The organism is Stenotrophomonas maltophilia, assembly GCF_013464915.1.
GTDB lineage: Bacteria > Pseudomonadota > Gammaproteobacteria > Xanthomonadales > Xanthomonadaceae > Stenotrophomonas > Stenotrophomonas maltophilia_AT.
The window spans coordinates 14764-30949 of record NZ_RAVT01000066.1 but is presented as its reverse complement, the minus strand read 5'-3'; the positions used below and the strand labels follow the sequence as shown (position 1 = coordinate 30949).

The 16186-nt window shown below is 66.6% G+C and carries 13 protein-coding genes; 5 read left to right on the top strand and 8 right to left on the bottom strand.

What is annotated here, in order from left to right; genetic code table 11:
• Positions 1–32 precede the first annotated feature (32 nt).
• From D7T59_RS19725 to D7T59_RS19695, 7 genes are all read right to left on the bottom strand, one after another.
• Positions 33–1397: an NAD-dependent succinate-semialdehyde dehydrogenase gene (locus D7T59_RS19725; protein WP_180852752.1), complete on the bottom strand. Its 1365-nt coding sequence runs from the start codon at positions 1395–1397 to the stop codon at positions 33–35.
• Positions 1398–1479: 82 nt separating this feature from the next.
• The gene (locus D7T59_RS19720; protein WP_008267688.1) at positions 1480–2322 is read right to left on the bottom strand and encodes an ABC transporter permease subunit; all 843 of its coding nucleotides are present in this window, start codon (positions 2320–2322) and stop codon (positions 1480–1482) included.
• The gene (locus D7T59_RS19715) at positions 2319–3251 is read right to left on the bottom strand and encodes an ABC transporter permease subunit (RefSeq protein WP_049431291.1); all 933 of its coding nucleotides are present in this window, start codon (positions 3249–3251) and stop codon (positions 2319–2321) included. Before D7T59_RS19715 ends, D7T59_RS19720 begins: the two co-directional genes overlap by 4 nt.
• On the bottom strand, positions 3248–4384 hold the full coding sequence (locus D7T59_RS19710) for an ABC transporter ATP-binding protein (protein WP_010486163.1): 1137 nt from the start codon (positions 4382–4384) through the stop codon (positions 3248–3250). The genes D7T59_RS19715 and D7T59_RS19710 overlap by 4 nt, the downstream gene beginning before the upstream one ends.
• A gap of 220 nt (positions 4385–4604) precedes the next feature.
• Positions 4605–5714 carry a polyamine ABC transporter substrate-binding protein gene (locus D7T59_RS19705; protein WP_071228406.1) on the bottom strand — a complete coding sequence of 370 codons (1110 nt, stop codon included), beginning with the start codon at positions 5712–5714 and terminating at the stop codon, positions 4605–4607.
• A gap of 91 nt (positions 5715–5805) precedes the next feature.
• Positions 5806–7203: a glutamine synthetase family protein gene (locus D7T59_RS19700; protein WP_106550349.1), complete on the bottom strand. Its 1398-nt coding sequence runs from the start codon at positions 7201–7203 to the stop codon at positions 5806–5808.
• Positions 7200–7961: a gamma-glutamyl-gamma-aminobutyrate hydrolase family protein gene (locus tag D7T59_RS19695; RefSeq protein ID WP_180852751.1), complete on the bottom strand. Its 762-nt coding sequence runs from the start codon at positions 7959–7961 to the stop codon at positions 7200–7202. Before D7T59_RS19695 ends, D7T59_RS19700 begins: the two co-directional genes overlap by 4 nt.
• 161 nt (positions 7962–8122) lie before the next feature.
• On the opposite strand from D7T59_RS19695, the gene D7T59_RS19690 reads away from it, so the two are divergent.
• From D7T59_RS19690 to D7T59_RS19670, 5 genes are all read left to right on the top strand, one after another.
• Positions 8123–9400 (top strand): NAD(P)/FAD-dependent oxidoreductase, encoded by a 1278-nt coding sequence (locus tag D7T59_RS19690; protein ID WP_180852750.1) that lies wholly within the window; start codon positions 8123–8125, stop codon positions 9398–9400.
• A 50-nt stretch (positions 9401–9450) separates the two neighbouring features.
• A complete protein-coding gene (locus D7T59_RS19685; RefSeq protein ID WP_180852749.1) occupies positions 9451–11055 on the top strand; it encodes an MASE1 domain-containing protein in 1605 nt (534 codons plus the stop codon).
• 198 nt (positions 11056–11253) lie between these two features.
• On the top strand, positions 11254–12807 hold the full coding sequence (locus tag D7T59_RS19680) for an MASE1 domain-containing protein (RefSeq protein WP_164136115.1): 1554 nt from the start codon (positions 11254–11256) through the stop codon (positions 12805–12807).
• Between the two features lie 95 nt (positions 12808–12902).
• Positions 12903–14246: a diguanylate cyclase gene (locus D7T59_RS19675; protein ID WP_164136125.1), complete on the top strand. Its 1344-nt coding sequence runs from the start codon at positions 12903–12905 to the stop codon at positions 14244–14246.
• 85 nt (positions 14247–14331) lie between these two features.
• Positions 14332–14793, top strand: a complete 462-nt coding sequence (locus D7T59_RS19670) for a bacteriohemerythrin (protein ID WP_004151683.1) — start codon at positions 14332–14334, stop codon at positions 14791–14793.
• Here the strand turns inward: D7T59_RS19670 and D7T59_RS19665 are convergent.
• Positions 14774–16075, bottom strand: coding sequence for an MFS transporter (locus D7T59_RS19665; protein ID WP_180852748.1), 1302 nt, complete (start codon positions 16073–16075; stop codon positions 14774–14776). The two genes, D7T59_RS19670 and D7T59_RS19665, sit on opposite strands and share 20 nt — an antisense overlap.
• Between the last annotated feature and the right edge of the window lie 111 nt (positions 16076–16186).

The following is a 16186-nucleotide window of genomic DNA, read 5'->3' as shown; positions in this document are numbered from 1 at the left end:
TGCCGGCCMGCGGCCGGCACTGCCGTTCGGAATCAGGCCACGTAGACAGTCTTGATGTTCATGAACTCATGGATGCCGTGGTCGGCCAGTTCGCGGCCGAAGCCGGACTGCTTGCTGCCACCGAACGGCAGCCGCGCGTCGCTCTTGACGATGGCGTTGACGAACGCCGCACCACATTCCATGCGCTGGGCAAAGCCTTCGCCGCGCACCGGATCACGCGTCCACACGCTGCCGCCCAGGCCGAACCGCGTGTCGTTGGCCACGCGCAGTGCCTCGGCCTCATCCTTCACCCGGATCACCGCGGCAACCGGCCCGAACAGCTCCTCGTCGTAGGCCGGCATGCCAGGACCCACCTGGTCGAGCACGGTGGCCGGATAGCCGGCATGGGTGCCGGCAATCGGCTCGCCGCCGATCAGCACGCGGGCGCCCTTGGCCACGCTGGCCTGCACCTGCTTGTGCAGTTCGTCACGCAGGTCGGCGCGCGCCATTGGCGCCAGCGTGGTGCCCCGCTCATCGGGATCGCCGTACTGGCGCTCGGCCGCCGCTTCAACGAAGCGGCGGGTGAATTCATCGGCCACCGCATCGACCACGATGAAGCGCTTGGCCGCGATGCAGGTCTGCCCGCTGTTGTCGAAGCGCGACTTCACCGCCGCCGCCACGGTCTTGTCGAGGTCGGCATCGTCGAGCACCACGAAGGCATCACTGCCGCCCAGCTCCATCACCGACTTCTTCAACTGGCTGCCGGCATTGGAGGCGATCGAACGCCCTGCCCGCTCGCTGCCGGTCAGCGTCACCGCCTTCACCCGTGCGTCGCGCAGCACGTCGGCGGCCTGGTCGTTGTCGATGTGCAGCACGTCGAACACACCGTCGGGCAGTCCGCCGTCACGGCACACGGCCAGGATCAGGTCGGCACACTGCGGTACGTTGCTGGCGTGTTTCAGCAGGGCCACGTTGCCGGCCATGAACGCCGGGGCGAGGAAGCGGAACACCTGCCAGATCGGGAAATTCCACGGCATCACCGCGAACACGCAGCCGATCGGCTCGTAGCGCACATAGCTGCGCTGCGCTTCGGTATCGATCAGCTGCGGCTTGAGGTAGTCGGCAGCATGGTCGGCGTAGTACTCGCAGGCGGCGGCGCACTTGTCGACCTCGGCCAGCGCCTCGGCCTTGAGCTTGCCCATCTCGTGGGTCATCGCCTGCTGCAGATCGTCGCGGCGCGTGCGCAGCTGCGCGGCGATCTGGCGCAGGATCGCGCCCCGCTCCTGCAGCGAGCGATCGGCCCAGCCCGGAAATGCATCGGCAGCGGCCTGCAGGCGCTGTTCGATGTCTGCAGCGCCCATCAATTCATGGCGGTAGGTCACCTGTCCGGTGGCCGGGTCGACGATCTCGACGGTCATGGGGGATCTCCTTCTGGAAGACCCCCATTGTGCGCCGCCGGCCGTGAGCCGGATGTTGCCGGCGCTGCCGATGGACCTATGCTCAGCCGTTGTCCTGGCGCGCCAGCTGCAGGTCGCGCTGGCGCCGCTTCTCGGCACGCGCATTGATGTACCAGCCGATCACCGCGGCGATCGACACCGCCGACACCAGCAGCGTGGCCAACGCGTTGATCTTCGGGCTGATGCCCATGCGCACCGAAGCGAACACCTTCATCGGCAGCGTGGTCGAGCCCGGCGTGGCGACAAAGCTCGCCACCACCACGTCATCCAGCGACAGGGTGAAGGCCAGCAGCCAGCCCGCCACCAGCGCCGGCGCGATGATCGGCAGGGTAATGCGGCCGAACACGGTCAGCCGGCTGGCGCCCAGGTCCATCGCCGCTTCTTCCAGCGACAGATCCATTTCCTGCAGGCGCGAGGAGACCACCACGGTGACGAAGCACAGGGTGAAGGTGACGTGGGCGATCCAGATGGTGGTCAGGCCGCGTGCCGGGAAGCCGGGAATCGCGCCCATCGAGGCCAGCAGCGCCATCAGCGAGAAGCCGAGGATCACATCCGGCATCACCAGCGGTGCGGTTACCAGCGCGCCGAACAGCGGCTTGCCACGGAAGCGCTTGAAGCGCGTCATCACCATTGCCGCCAGCGTGCCCAGCACGGTGGCGGTACAGGCGGTCCAGAACGCCACCACCAGGCTGGTCCACATCGCGTCCATCAGCGCGCGGTCGGCGAACAGGTCACTGTAGGCGCGGGTGGAGAACCCGGCCCAGACCATCGCCAGCCGAGAGCTGTTGAACGAATAGAACATCAACAACAGAATCGGCAGGTACAGGAAGGCGAAGCCGAGCAGCAGCACGCCCAGCCCGAGGCCCTTGGCGCTACGCGGGCTCATGCCTGCTTCCCTTCCAGCAGGCGCTGCTGGGAACGGTTGAACAGCAGGATCGGCACCAGCAGCAACAGGATCATCGCCACCGCCATCGCCGAGGCACCCGGCCAGTTGCGGTTGTTGAAGAATTCATTCCACAGCTGGCGGCCGACCATCAACGTTTCCGAGCCACCCAGCATTTCCGGAATCACGAATTCACCAATGGCCGGAATCATCACCAGCATGCAGCCGGCGATGATGCCCGCCTTCGACAATGGCAGGGTGATGCGCAGGAACGCCTGCCACGGCTTGGCACCGAGGTCGTAGGCAGCTTCCAGCAGGCGGTGGTCATGCTTGACCAGGTTGGCGTACAGCGGCAGCACCATGAACGGCAGGTAGCAGTAGACGATGCCGATGTAGGCGGCGGTCGGGGTATCGATCAGCTGCAGCTTGGGCAGGCCCAGACTGGTCATCAGCGATTGCAGGCCGGTGAACTGCAGGAACTGGTCGAGCAGGCCGTTGCGGTCCAGGATCGCCTTCCATGCATACACGCGGATCAGGAACGAGGTCCACGACGGCAGCACCACCAGCATCATCGCCACGTTGCGCGCGGCCGGTGACAGGCGGGCGATGGCATAGGCCATCGGGTAGCCGATCAGCAGGGTCAGGAAGGTGGAGATCGCCGCGATCTTGATCGAGCTCAGGAAGGCCTGCGCATAGATCGAATCGCGGAACAGCGCCAGGTAGTTTTCCAGGTTCAGCTTCAGCGAGAAGCCGCCGTCCACGTACTGCAGCAGCCAGGTATACGGCGGCGAGCCGACCCGGCTGAGCGAGAAGCTGATCATCAGCACGATCAGGAACGGCACTGCGAAGAACAGCAGCAGCCACAGGTACGGAATGCCGATCACCGTGGCACGCAGCCCCGGCAGCCAGCGCTTCAGGCCGGCCGTGCTCATGAGGTCAGCACCACGCCGTCGTTGTCGCGCCAGTGCACCCACACGCTGTCACCCCAGGTCAGGCCATCACTGGCCCAGCGCTGCGAATTGGCGAAGTTGGCCAGCACCTTGGCGCCGCTGGGCAGGCGCACGTGGTAGACCGAGTGGCTGCCGAAGTAGGCGATGTCCTCGATCACGCCCTGGGCCTTGTTGGTGTGCCCTTCCGGCTCGTCCTTGCCGATCATCACCTTCTCCGGGCGCAGCGCGAACGCGACCGGCTGCCCTTCATAGCCGGTGATGCCGTGCGCGATGTAGATCGGCGCCGGGAACAGCGGCGAGCGCACGGTGACGTACTCGGGCAGGTCCTCGTCGATCACCCCGTCGAACAGGTTGACCGAACCGATGAACTCGGCGACGAAGCGGTTGGCCGGCTGCTCGTAGACCTCGTCCGGCTTGCCGACCTGCTGGATCCAGCCGGCATCCATCACCGCGATGCGGGTGGCCATGGTCATCGCTTCTTCCTGGTCGTGGGTGACCATCACGCAGGTCACGCCCGACGATTCGATGATGCTGACCAGTTCCAGCTGCATCTGCGAGCGCAGCTTCTTGTCCAGCGCGCCCATCGGCTCGTCCAGCAGCAGCAGCTTGGGCCCCTTGGCCAGCGACCGCGCCAGCGCCACGCGCTGCTGCTGGCCGCCGGACAGCTGGTGCGGCTTGCGCTTGCCCAGGTGGCCCATCTGCACCAGGTCCAGCATCTCGCCGACACGCTTGCTGATCGCGTCCTTGCCCAGGCCGTCCTGCTTCAGGCCGAAGGCGATGTTCTGCTCGACCGTCATGTGCGGGAACAGGGCATAGGACTGGAACATCATGTTGACCGGCCGCTGATAAGGCGGCAGCGCGTCCAGGCGCTGGCCATCGAGGGTGATGCTGCCCTTGGTGGGCGTCTCGAAGCCGCCCAGGCAGCGCAGCAGGGTCGATTTGCCACTGCCGGAGCCACCGAGCAGGGCAAAGATCTCGCCCTTGCGCACGTCCAGATTGACGTCGTCGACGGCGACGAAACCGTCGAATTCCTTGCGCAGGTCACGAATGGAGAGATAGCCGGGCGCACCGGTCGTGTCGACGACGGCGGCTACCGGCTGGGCTTCAACGGGCATGGGGGCTCCGGGAGCGGGCGGTGGACAGCGGCCGCCATTCTAACGGCCGGGGGCCGCAGGGGATATGACGGCGACGGGCGGAAGTACCCGCCATCGGCTCCCAACCCAAGGCAGCCGGGGATTCACGGCAATGGCCAGGAACCGCCCCCAGGTGCTGCGGGGCAGTCGCCAGGCCCGGCCTGGCGCCGCTGCGGAGGGGGCACGGCCCCCTCCTGGGACGTCAACGCCCGGTCTTCACCTCGGTCCACAACCGGGTGTAGAGCTTGTCGGTTTCCGGCGTGTTGATCGAATAGGTGAACATCTTCTCGGCCACGTCGGCCGGCGGGTAGATGGTCGGGTCGGTACGGATCGCCTCATCCACCAGCGGGGTCGCGGTCGGCACCGGGTTGGCGTAATGGATGAAGTTGGTGTTGGCCGCGGCAACCTTCGGCTGCAGCAGGTAGTTGATGAACGCGTACGCGGCTTCCGGATGCTTGGCGTCCTTCGGGATCGCCAGCATGTCGAACCACTGCGGTGCGCCTTCCTTCGGGATCGAATAGGCCACGTGCACGCCATTGCTGGCTTCCTCGGCACGGTCGCGGGCCTGGATGATGTCACCCGACCAGCCGACCACCAGGCAGGTACCGCCGTTGGCCAGTGAACCCACGTACTGCGAGGAATGGAAGTTCTGCACGTACGGGCGGATCGACTTCAGCAGGTCGGCCGCCTTCTGCAGCTCGGCCGGGTCGCCGCTGTGCGGGTCCAGGCCCAGGTAATGCAGCGCGATCGGGATCATGTCCGCCGGCGTGTCCAGGATGGTCACGCCGCAGTCCTTCATCTTGCTGATGTTCTCAGGCTTGAACACCAGGTCCCAGCTGTTGGCGATGTCGGTGCTGCCACCGAAACGCTGCTTCAGCATCTCCACGTTGTAGCCGATGCCGGTGGTGCCGATCATGTACGGCACGCCGTACTGGTTGCCCGGATCCTGGGTGGCGATGCGCTTCATCACCGCCGGATCGAGATTGGCCAGGTTCGGGATCTTGCTCTTGTCCAGCGGCAGGAACACACCGGCCTGGATCTGGCGGCCGAAGAAGTTCAGGGTCGGCACCACCACGTCGTAGCCGCTGTTGCCGGCCAGCAGCTTGGTCTCGACCATCTCATCGCTGTCGAACACATCGTAGGTCACCTTGATGCCGCTCTCCTTCTCGAAGGTCGGGATGGTGTCCTCGGCGATGTAATCGCTGTAGTTGTAGACGTTCAGGACCTGGCTGTCCTGCGCGCCGCCGTTGCCACCGCCACAGGCGGCAAGCATGGCGGAGGCCAGGCCGAGCGTGAGGATACGCAGCTTCATCGGGTGCTCCAGAATGCGGGAAGGGGGGCCGGCGGGACCGGCGACGGTTGCCAGCCTACCCCCCGGCGGCGGATTTTTCTATTCCAGATGCTCAGACGTTCAGCAGCAGGAACTCGCGCTCCCACGAGCTGATGACACGGAAAAAGGTCTCGTATTCCTTGCGCTTCACCGAGATGTAGGCCCGGCAGAAGCGCTCGCCCAGCAGGGCCTGCAGCTCGCTGCACTGCTCCAGCCCATCCAGCGCTTCGCCCAGCGAGCGCGGCAGGTTGTAGCCCAGTTCCTTGGCACTGCCGGTGACGGGCGCGTCCGGTGCCAGCCGCTCACGGATACCGAGCAGGCCACAGGCCAGGGTCGCGGCCATCGCCAGGTACGGGTTGGCGTCGGAGCCGGCGAAACGGCTCTCAACACGCATGTTTTCCGGCGTGTCCAGCGGCACGCGCAGGCCGCAGGTGCGGTTGTCGAAGCCCCAGTGCACGTTGCTCGGCGAGACTTCGCCGAACACCAGCCGGCGGTAGGAATTCACGTTCGGCGCGAAGAACGCCATCGCCTGCGGCGCGTACTTCTGCAGGCCGCCCAGGTAGTGGCCGAACACCGGGCTGAACTCGCCTTCAGCATCGGTATCGCCAGCGAACACATTGCTGCCGTCGCTCACCCGCACCAGGCTCTGGTGGATGTGCATGGCACTGCCCGGCTCGTTCTCCATCGGCTTGGCCAGGAACGTGGCGTACACGCCGTGGCGCATCGCCGCCTCGCGCATGGTGCGCTTGAACAGGAACACCTGGTCGGCCAGGTCCATTGCATCGGCGTGGGTGAAATTGACCTCCAGCTGCGCCGCGCCGGACTCATGGATCAGCGTGTCCACGTCCAGCTTCATCGCGTCGGCGTAGTCGTACATCAGGTCGAGGATCGGGTCGAACTCGTTGACCGCATCGATCGAGTACGATTGTCGCGCCGTCTCCGGGCGCCCGGAGCGGCCGGCCGGCGGCAGCAGCGGGAAATCCGGGTCGGTGTTCTTCTGCACCAGGAAGAACTCCAGCTCCGGCGCCACCACCGGGCGCAGGCCCAGTTCGGCATACCCGGCCAGCACGCGGCGCAGCACGTTGCGCGGCGCCAGTTCGTGCGGCTCACCGTTCTTGGTGTAGCAATCGTGGATGACCTGCGCGGTGGCGTCGGCCGCCCACGGCACCATGCGCACCGTGTCCGGATCGGGGCGCAGCATCATGTCCGAGTCCGACGGCGAGGTCAGCTCGTAGTAGTCATCAGGGAACTCGCCGGTGACGGTGGTGGCGAAGATGCCTTCGGGCAGCCGCGTACCGTAGTCGTGCGAGAACTTGTCGGCGGGAATGATCTTGCCGCGCGCGTTGCCGGTGATATCCGGCACCAGGCATTCGACCTCGGTGATGCGTCGCTCCTTCAGCCAGCGCAGCAGGCTGCTTTCCTGCGGTGCGGGGGGCGTAGCCGTCTTGCGCGGGCGCGTTCGGGAACTCATCGGGAATCCAGTCGGTTCTGTTGGTGCTGCCGGCAAGCTTGGCCGAACGCACGGAAAATAGCGTGATAGAACGGCGAATCCATGACACGCCACTCCGGGTGCCACTGTACGCCGAGCACGAAACGATGGCGTGGGCTGCGCGCCGCCTCGACCAGTCCATCATCGGCCACGGCCTCGACCTGCAGCCCGTGTGCCAGTCGATCGATGCCCTGCCCGTGCACCGAATTGACCTGTGCGCGATCACCGCCCTGCCACTGCGCCAGCCAGCCATCCGCCGCCAGCGCGACCGCATGGGCCGGCCCATACTGCACCTCGACCGGCGCCTGCGGGTCTTCACGATGATCCGACAGACCCGGTGCCGCGTGCACCTGCGGATGCAGCGTGCCACCCAGCGCAACGTTCAGCTCCTGGAAGCCGCGACAGATCGCCAGCATCGGCAGGTCCAACGCCAGCGCTTCGCGCAGCAGCGCGAAGGCGTTGGCATCACGGGCCGGGTCATGCGCGTTCCCCGGCCAACTGCGGCCGCCGTCGTAGTGCTGCGGTTCGATGTTGCTGATCGCGCCGGTCAACAGCAGGCCATCGAGCCCGCGCAACCAATCCGCCGCGGGCAACGGCGGCTGCAGGCTGGGCAGCGCCACCGGGGTTGCTCCGGCCGCCTCCACCAGCGCGCGCACGTACTTCTCGCCGACCACGGCGAAACGATGGTGGCCGAGCACGGTGCTGTCGGTGGGCAGGCCCACCCAGGGCAGGCGACGCATGGGAAAACTCCTTGGCGTGCCGACACGTTACCCGTCGCCCGGCGAATGCGGCAAGTCGTCGCCGTCACGCCACGGCCGTCGCGCATCGGCGAAACTACGTGGGTGAACGCTGATCGACCTGCCCCGCTCCGTCCTGCCGCCCTGCGCCCGCGAGGCCAGCAGTGAGCGCCGCCTTCCCACCCAGCTGGTACGCGGCCAGCCTGCCCGAGCCGCCCGCACTGCCTCCGTTGCAGGGTGATGTGCACGCCGATGTCGCGGTGCTCGGCGCCGGTTATACCGGCCTCACTGCGGCCCTGGAACTGGCCGCGCGCGGCCAGCGCGTGGTGCTGCTGGAAGCGCAGCGGATCGGCTGGGGGGCCTCCGGCCGCAATGGCGGCCAGGCACTGGTCGGCTACGGCTGCGAGGTGGACGAACTGGAGCGGCAGCTGGGTCGCGACGATGCACGCCACCTGTTCGACTGGTCGCGCGAGGCGGTGCAGGCGATGCGCACCCGCATCGATCGCCACCGCATCGACTGCCATTGGGTTGAAGGCCACGCCAGCGTCGCCATCCGTGAACGCCACGAGCGTGACCTGCAGGCCAACTGCGAGCACCTGCAACGCCATTACGACTACCCCATGCAGTGGTGGAGCCGTGATGCCCTGCACGCGCAGCTGGACAGCCCGCGCTACCGAGCCGCGATGTTCGATCCGCTCAGCGCACACCTGCACCCGCTGGCGTATGCACGCGGCCTGGCCGCTGCAGCGCGTGCGGCCGGGGTGGTCATCCACGAGGATTCGCCCGTGGTGCGCATCCAGCGTGGCTCCCAACCCGCGCTGCACACGGCGCAGGGCAGCGTGCGCGCCGCGCACCTGGTGGTGGCCGGCAATGCCTGGCTGCAGGGACTGCTGCCCGAGCTGGAGCGGCGGATCATGCCGGTGGGCACCTACATCGGTGCCAGTGAGCCACTGGGCGCCGAACGTGCGCGCGCCCTGATCGGCAACAACATGGCCGTGGCCGACACCGCCTGGGCACTGGACTACTTCCGCCTCAGCCACGACCACCGCCTGCTGTTCGGCGGCCGCGCCAGCTACTCGGCACTGCCCCCGCCGGGCCTGCGCGGGGTGATGCAGCGGCGCATGCACCAGGTCTTCCCGCAACTGGCCGACGTATCGCTGGAGCAGGTCTGGGGTGGCTACGTGGACATCACCCGCAACCGCGCCCCGCACTGGGGCCGGCTGGACGGCAACCTGTACTTCGCGCAGGGGTTCTCGGGGCATGGCGTGGCCGCCGCCGGGCTGGCTGGCGAGGTGATCGCCGCTGCCATCGCCGGGCAGAGCGAGCGCCTGGACGTGTTCCAGCGCCTGCGTCATGCGCCCTTCCCCGGCGGCCGGTTGCTGCGCACGCCCCTGCTGGTGGCGGCGATGTCGTGGTACAAGCTGCGGGATGCGTTGTGGTAGCGGGAGCCTTCCCAGCCACATAATCGTCGCAGGAGCTGGGGAGCACGTGGATGCGGTGGTGGAAGGACGGCCTGCAGGTAAGGATACGGATCAGCCCCGAGGGGCTGGCGCTGGCGCTGCTCTATGCCTTCGCCTGCTGGGGCGCGCGCAAGCTGTCACTGGACCAGTTCTTCCTGCCTGCTGGCGTAAGGGTGGCCGCACTGCTGCTGTGCCCGCCCCGTCTTTGGCCCTACCTGCTGATCGGTGAATACGCCTACTTCGCGCATCTGCGCATCCCCCTGATCAGCAAGTACAACCTGACCTGGGTGATCCTCGCCTCGGTGTTCCTGATGCCTGCCGTGATGCTGATCGTGCGCCTGCACCGGAAGCTGCTGGCGCGTACCACGGTCGTCGGCGTGATCTCCATTGCGGTATGCGCCGCGACGGTCATCAGCCTGCTCAACCTGGGGATCTCGTACCTGATCTGGGAACCGTTGCATGAAGAGACATTTCTCACCAACGTGCTGCGCTATGCGCTGGGCGACTTCACCGGCATCCTGATCCTGGCGCCCCTGGCACTGCTGTGGATCCGCCGCGCCGAGGAAAAATGGGCGGCCCGCGCTGTTGCGGCCACGGTCGCAGCACTCGGAGCCATGCTGGTCATTGGCCTGCAGGCGACGCCGGTACCTTCCTCGATCACAGCCCCTGGTTCGCTGCAGCTGTTGCTGATCCTGCCTATTCCCGCGATCGCCCTGACCTGCCTGCTGGGATGGCGCGGTGCGGCCATCGGTGTTGCCGCCGTGAACATGATCCTTGGCCTGAGCGCCCCGGCCGACCATCCGACGGCATTCGACCCGGCCACTTTCGCCACCCAGCAGGCCATGGCCGTCGCCAGCATCGCCCTGCTGCTGCTGGGCGCGCGCATCACCCACTTCCAGAGCCAGCACCGGTTGCGCGAGGAAGATGGCAAAGCGGCCCTTCAGCTTGCCCGCAACTCGCACCTGGCCAGCGAGATGGACCTGCGTGAGCGGGCGGCACACCTGCGCCAGCTGGGAGATGGCATGGACCTGTCCCTGAACGAGATGGTGAACTGGCTGCATGCCCAGGGTCATCACGCCGTGGCCGACAGCCTGCGGCATACCTCGGAGGTGCATTCACGCCTGTTCCGGGCCCAGGCCAGCATGATCTATCCCGCCGCCCTGGAACAACTGGGCCTGTACGTGGCGTTGCAGGCAGGTGGGGTGCGCGAGGCATGGAATGCAACGCATCGAATCGGCCAGCCGAGGTTGACGGGTGACCCCTGCGCGCTCGGGGTCGGCCTGCAGCTTGCTGCCTATCGACTCGTGGTCGATGCGGTCTCGCTTCTATTGAAATGCGAGGCCGGGCAGATCTCGGTCAGCGTCCGCTGCGGAAGTTCCATCCGGAAGCGTGGTGCCTTCATCTGCGTGGCTCTTCTGGACCGCCACGCATCACTGGGAAGCCGGGCAAGGGAACTGGCGAACGAGCAGCTGCTGGGCCGGGTCCTCGCACACGCGGGCCACATGGACGTGAGTGGCAACAGGCTCAGGATGATGCTGACGGAAGCACGGGAAGCTCCCCGCCATGCAGGCGCGACTGAAGCGTTGAGGGAAAGCACACGTTCCATTGACCCGGGCGCCCCCCGGGCCGCGATCTGACTTTCCCAATGGAAGGAGATGCAGATCACTACCCGAAAGTGATCCTTGGTCGACGCCGGACCCACCCCGTCAGGTTCTGGCGCCGGCGTGCAATTGCGCCCCCATGCTTCTATCGATACTGTCATCCAATGCCGCGACATGGCGCGCTCAAGCAACCCGCACGGCCACTGCCATGTCACGAGCAAGGGAGGCTCGGGTTTGGACCGATTCAAAAAGGCAGTTGAACTGAGCTTCCGTATACGGCCAGCCGGGATCGCACTCGCGGCCGTCTATGCCCTGGGCTGCCTTGGCTCGCGCCAGTTCTCGCTGGATCAGTTCTTCCTGCCTGCGGGCATCCGGGCAGCGGCGCTGCTGATCGTCCCGACCCGCCTGTGGCCCTACCTGCTGCTCGGCGAGTACGCGTACTTCGCAACGCTGCGCATCCCCATGATCGACACCTATGGCCTGGATTGGGTCATCCTGGCGTCGACGCTGCTGATGCCGATGGCGATGCTGGTGGTCTACCTGCATCGGATGAGAATGCCGTCCGAAGCAGCCACCGGTCTCTGGCTGCTGTCGCTGTCCTTCTGCACGGCCCTGTTCGTCCCGGGCCTCAACCTGGGCATTTCATATGTCCTGTGGTCGACCCCACCCCCCAGCAATCTGCTGGACGCGGTCGACCGGACGATCTTTGGTCACTTCGCCGCCATCATCACCCTGGTGCCGTTGGCATTCCTCTGGTCGCGACGGCAGGCCGATCCCGGTTGGACCGGCCGTTTCGTCGCCCCTACCGCCTCGGCGATCCTGGTGATGCTGGTGCTGGGCCTGTGCATGCAATTGACAAGCGCCGGCGCCCACACGACGCGGACGCACATGGTGCTGCTGGCCGCCCTGCCCGCCATCGCCCTGACCTTCATGCATGGGTGGCGCGGCGCAGCCATCGCCATTCCGTTGTTGAACCTCCCCCTGCACGGTGCAACGCCCAGCACCGGCCTGCCTTCCTCATTCGACCTGGGCACGTTCGCCACCCAACAGAACATGGCGGTGATGAGTGTCGCACTGCTGGCACTGGGTTCCAGCATCAGCTATCACCATCAGCGCGCCCGGTCCCGCGGCCTGGCCGAGGCAACCACGCTGCGCCTGGCACGCGGCTCTCATCAGACCAGCGAGCGTGAGCTGCGTGAACGGGCCGTCCACCTGAAACATCTGGGCGAGGGCATGGACAGTTCGCTCAGCGAGATGGTCAGCTGGCTGAAGTCCCAAGGCCACCATGCGGTCGCCAACAGCCTGCAGCACGCGTCGTCGGTACATTCACGGCTGTTCCGTGAACAGGCCAGCCTGGTCTATCCCACGGGGCTGGAGCAGGTCGGGCTCTACATTGCGCTGCAAGCCGGCGGCGCCTGCGAAATCTGGAACAACACGCATCGCGTCATTCCGCCCAGGCTGGCGGGCAATCCCTGCCTGCTGACCGTGGACCTGCAACTGGCCATCTATCGCTCGCTGATCGAGGCGGTTTCACTTCTGCTGGAACTGGAAACCGGGCAGGTCTGCGTGCGCGCCCGAAGCGGCCGGGCAGGCAAGCGTCGCGGCATTGTTGCTGTGGTGAGCCTGCTCGACCGTGGTTGCATGCTGTCCACGCGCACCACCCACCAGGCTGTCGAGCGTCTGGCCGGGCGGATGCTTGCCTACGGCGGGACGGTCCATTGCCGGGGCAATCGGCTGCGACTGGTCCTGCATGAACCAATCACCCATGCGTCGCCCGCGGCGGCCTGACATGGAATCCGGCCCGGCGCGCAGCGTTCGCCGCTAAAGTTACACCCGAAACCGCCGCTATCCGTGCCGAGCCCTCCCTCGTGAGCCACCGCATCATGCCCGTGTTGCCGCAGGCCGCCGTTGATGGCGACCTGGCCGATCCGCTGCCGCAGCGGATCCTGCTGGTCGAAAACTCCCGTGCCTTCACCAGCATGCTGCGCGAGGCCATCGAGCAACGCCTGGAACTGCCGGTGGTGATCGCCTCCACCCTGGCCGAGGCCGACCGCCTGTTGAGCGAGGATGGCGGCTGGTTCCTGGTGCTGACCGGGCTGGTCCTGGCCGATGGCGACCGCGACGCGGTGGTCGAGTTCTTCCTCAAGCGCGACCTGCCCACCGTGGTGGTCAGCGGCGTCTACGACGAGGACCTGCGCAAGCGCGTGCTGCAGCAGCAGATCATCGACTATGTGCTGAAGAACACCCCCGGCAGCATCGATTACCTGGTGTGGCTGGTGCAGCGGCTGGAGCGCAACCGGCGCATCGCCGCGCTGGTGGTGGACGACTCACCGTCCGCGCGCGGTTATGCCGCGGCCTTGCTGCGCATGTATGGGCATGAAGTGCACGAGGCGGCCGATGGCAACGAGGGCCTGGCCGCGATCGAGGCGCATCCAGCGATCCGTCTCGCCGTGGTCGACCAGGAAATGCCGGGCATGCAGGGCGTGGAGTTCACCCGCCGCCTGCGCACCCTGCGCTCGCGCGACAAGGTGGCGGTGATCGGCATCTCCGGCAATACCGATGCGTCGTTGATCCCGCGCTTCCTGAAGAACGGCGCCAACGATTTCCTGCGCAAGCCGTTCTCGCGCGAGGAATTCTTCTGCCGTGTCTCGCAGAATGTGGACCAGCTGGAGCTGATCGGCACCCTGCAGGACCTGGCCACCCGTGACTTCCTCACGGGCCTGCCCAACCGGCGCTGCTTCCTCGAGCAGAGCCAGCGCCAGCTGCCACAACTGCAGCTGCACGGCCAGTGCGTGGCGGTGGCGATGATCGACATCGACCACTTCAAGCACATCAACGATACCCATGGCCACGAGGCTGGCGACGATGCGCTGCGCGCGGTGGCCGGCGCGGTGGCCGCACATGCGCGCAGCCAGGACCTGATCGCACGCTTCGGCGGCGAGGAGTTCTGCCTGCTGGTGCCGGACATGGAGCAGGACGAGGCGCTGCTGTACTTCGAGGAACTGCGCCAGCGCATCGCCGCGCTGGAGGTGGACATCGGCACCGCGACCCTGCGCATGACCGTGAGCATCGGCCTGTGCTGCCTGCGTCCGCAACGCGATGCACTGCACCGGTTGATCTCCGAAGCCGACCGCCAGCTGTACCTGGCCAAGGCCGGTGGCCGCAACCGGGTCAGCTGCACCACGGTGGCCAGCCCGCTGCGCCCACGCGAGCCGGCCCTGCCCTGACCAGCCCGCTTTGATCCAGATCAACGCCGCACCCGCGCGGCGGCTCTACAGTCGGCCCCGACATAGGCATGAAGGGGAGCCGGGGATGGCACTACTGGTCTGGCAGGACGATCTGAACATCGGCATCGATGTGATCGACCAACAACACCGCCGCATCATCGAGATGCTCAACCACCTGCACGTGGCCCAGGCCAGCATGCAGCGCGCGGCGGTGGGTGAAGTGATCGATGAGGTGGTGGACTACACCATGTCGCACTTCGCGTTCGAGGAAGAGCTGATGGAAGAAGCGGGCTACCCGTTCTGTGCCGCGCACAAGCGCGTGCATGAGGTCTTCATCAAGCGGGTATCGGAATACCGCATGCGCTTCCAGGCCGGCGAGGACATCAGCGACGAACTGCGCACCATGCTCTCGCGCTGGCTGTTCAACCACATCCGCGGCGACGACCAGGCCTACGCCGAACAGGTCAAGGCGCACCTGAACCAGTTCGCCCGCGAACACCAGGGCGGAGGCTGGCTGGGCCGCACGCTCAAGCGCTTCTTTGGTTGAGCCGCAGCGCACGCCGGTGCAGTGCCACCAGCGCGCACAGGGTGGCAACCGCGGTCAGGCACAGGTAGTAGCCCACCGCGACCAGGCCAAAGCGCTCGGCCAGCCACGTTGCCAGGTACGGGGCTGGTGCCGCACCGAGGATGCCGGCCAGGTTGAATGACAGCGAAGCACCGGTGTATCGGACTTCCACCGGGTAGATCTCGGCCAGGAAGGTGCCGCAGGGGCCATAGGTCAGCCCCATCAGGAACAGGCCCAGGCACAGGAAGGCGGTGACCAGCCACGGGCTGTGCGGCTGGAACAACGGCGCGAACAGTACGCCGAAGCCGATGATCAGCACGCTGGCGACGATCATGGTGCGACGCGTGCCCCAGCGGTCGCCATAGCGTGCCGACAGCGGGATGCCCAGTGCGAAGAACAACATGCCGACCATCTGCATCAGCAGGAACTGCTCGCGGCTGTAGCCAAGCACCGCAGTGCCGTGGCCAAGGCTGAACACGGTCATCAGGTAGAACAGCACGAAGGTGGCGAAGGCGCCAAGGGTGCCCAGCAGCATCGGCACCGGGTGGTCACGCAGCACCGTCCACATCGGCAGCCGAACCGGCGCCTTGCGCTCCAGTGCCTTCTTGAAGTCGGGCGTCTCGTGGATGTTCAGCCGCACCCACAGTCCCAGACCCACCAGCAGCGCACTGGCCACGAACGGAATGCGCCAGCCCCACTGCAGGAAGTCGTCCTGGCTCAGGCAGCGGCCCAGCACCAGGAAGATGCCGGCCGACAGCAGGAAACCGATGGGCGCGCCCAGCTGCGGGAACATGCCGTACCAGGCACGCTTGCCCGGTGGCGCGTTCTCGGTGGCCAGCAGCACCGCCCCGCCCCATTCGCCGCCCAGCCCCAGCCCCTGGCCGAAGCGGCACAGCGCCAGCAGCGCCGGCGCCCATAGGCCTATCTGCGCATGGGTGGGCAGCAGGCCGATCAGCACCGTGGACAGGCCCATGGTCAGCAACGCGGCGACCAGGGTGGCCTTGCGGCCGATACGGTCGCCGAAATGACCAAACACCGCCGAGCCAACCGGCCGCGCGATGAACGCCACCGCGAAGGTCGCCAGTGACTGCAGCAGCGCCGCCTGTTCGCTGCTGTCCGGGAAGAACAGGTGCGGGAACACCAGCACGGCGGCCGTGGCGTAGATGTAGAAATCGAAGAATTCGATGGTGGTGCCGATCAGGCTGGCCAGCAGGACACGACGGGGGGAATTCACGGGTGGCGCGGCAGCAGCGATCGTCGACATCGGCAGTACGGATAACGGTAGATCGTCCGATTCTGCCACGGGCCGGTGGCCGCACGGGGCGATGGTTTCAGCCGACACCGATGCCAACGAATTTTTTCCAGCCACCCGCTA

Bases quoted from the DNA above. Each gene is read 5' to 3' on its own strand.
- D7T59_RS19715 (WP_049431291.1), bottom strand. From the start codon at position 3,251: ATGAGCACGGCCGGCCTGAAGCGCTGGCTGCCGGGGCTGCGTGCCACG.
- D7T59_RS19700 (WP_106550349.1), bottom strand. From the start codon at position 7,203: ATGAGTTCCCGAACGCGCCCGCGCAAGACGGCTACGCCCCCCGCACCG.
- D7T59_RS19675 (WP_164136125.1), top strand. From the start codon at position 12,903: ATGCCCGTGTTGCCGCAGGCCGCCGTTGATGGCGACCTGGCCGATCCG.
- D7T59_RS19665 (WP_180852748.1), bottom strand. From the start codon at position 16,075: ATGTCGACGATCGCTGCTGCCGCGCCACCCGTGAATTCCCCCCGTCGT.
- D7T59_RS19720 (WP_008267688.1), bottom strand. From the start codon at position 2,322: ATGAGCCCGCGTAGCGCCAAGGGCCTCGGGCTGGGCGTGCTGCTGCTC.
- D7T59_RS19670 (WP_004151683.1), top strand. From the start codon at position 14,332: ATGGCACTACTGGTCTGGCAGGACGATCTGAACATCGGCATCGATGTG.
- D7T59_RS19695 (WP_180852751.1), bottom strand. From the start codon at position 7,961: ATGCGTCGCCTGCCCTGGGTGGGCCTGCCCACCGACAGCACCGTGCTC.
- D7T59_RS19725 (WP_180852752.1), bottom strand. From the start codon at position 1,397: ATGACCGTCGAGATCGTCGACCCGGCCACCGGACAGGTGACCTACCGC.
- D7T59_RS19710 (WP_010486163.1), bottom strand. From the start codon at position 4,384: ATGCCCGTTGAAGCCCAGCCGGTAGCCGCCGTCGTCGACACGACCGGT.
- D7T59_RS19685 (WP_180852749.1), top strand. From the start codon at position 9,451: ATGCGGTGGTGGAAGGACGGCCTGCAGGTAAGGATACGGATCAGCCCC.
- D7T59_RS19705 (WP_071228406.1), bottom strand. From the start codon at position 5,714: ATGAAGCTGCGTATCCTCACGCTCGGCCTGGCCTCCGCCATGCTTGCC.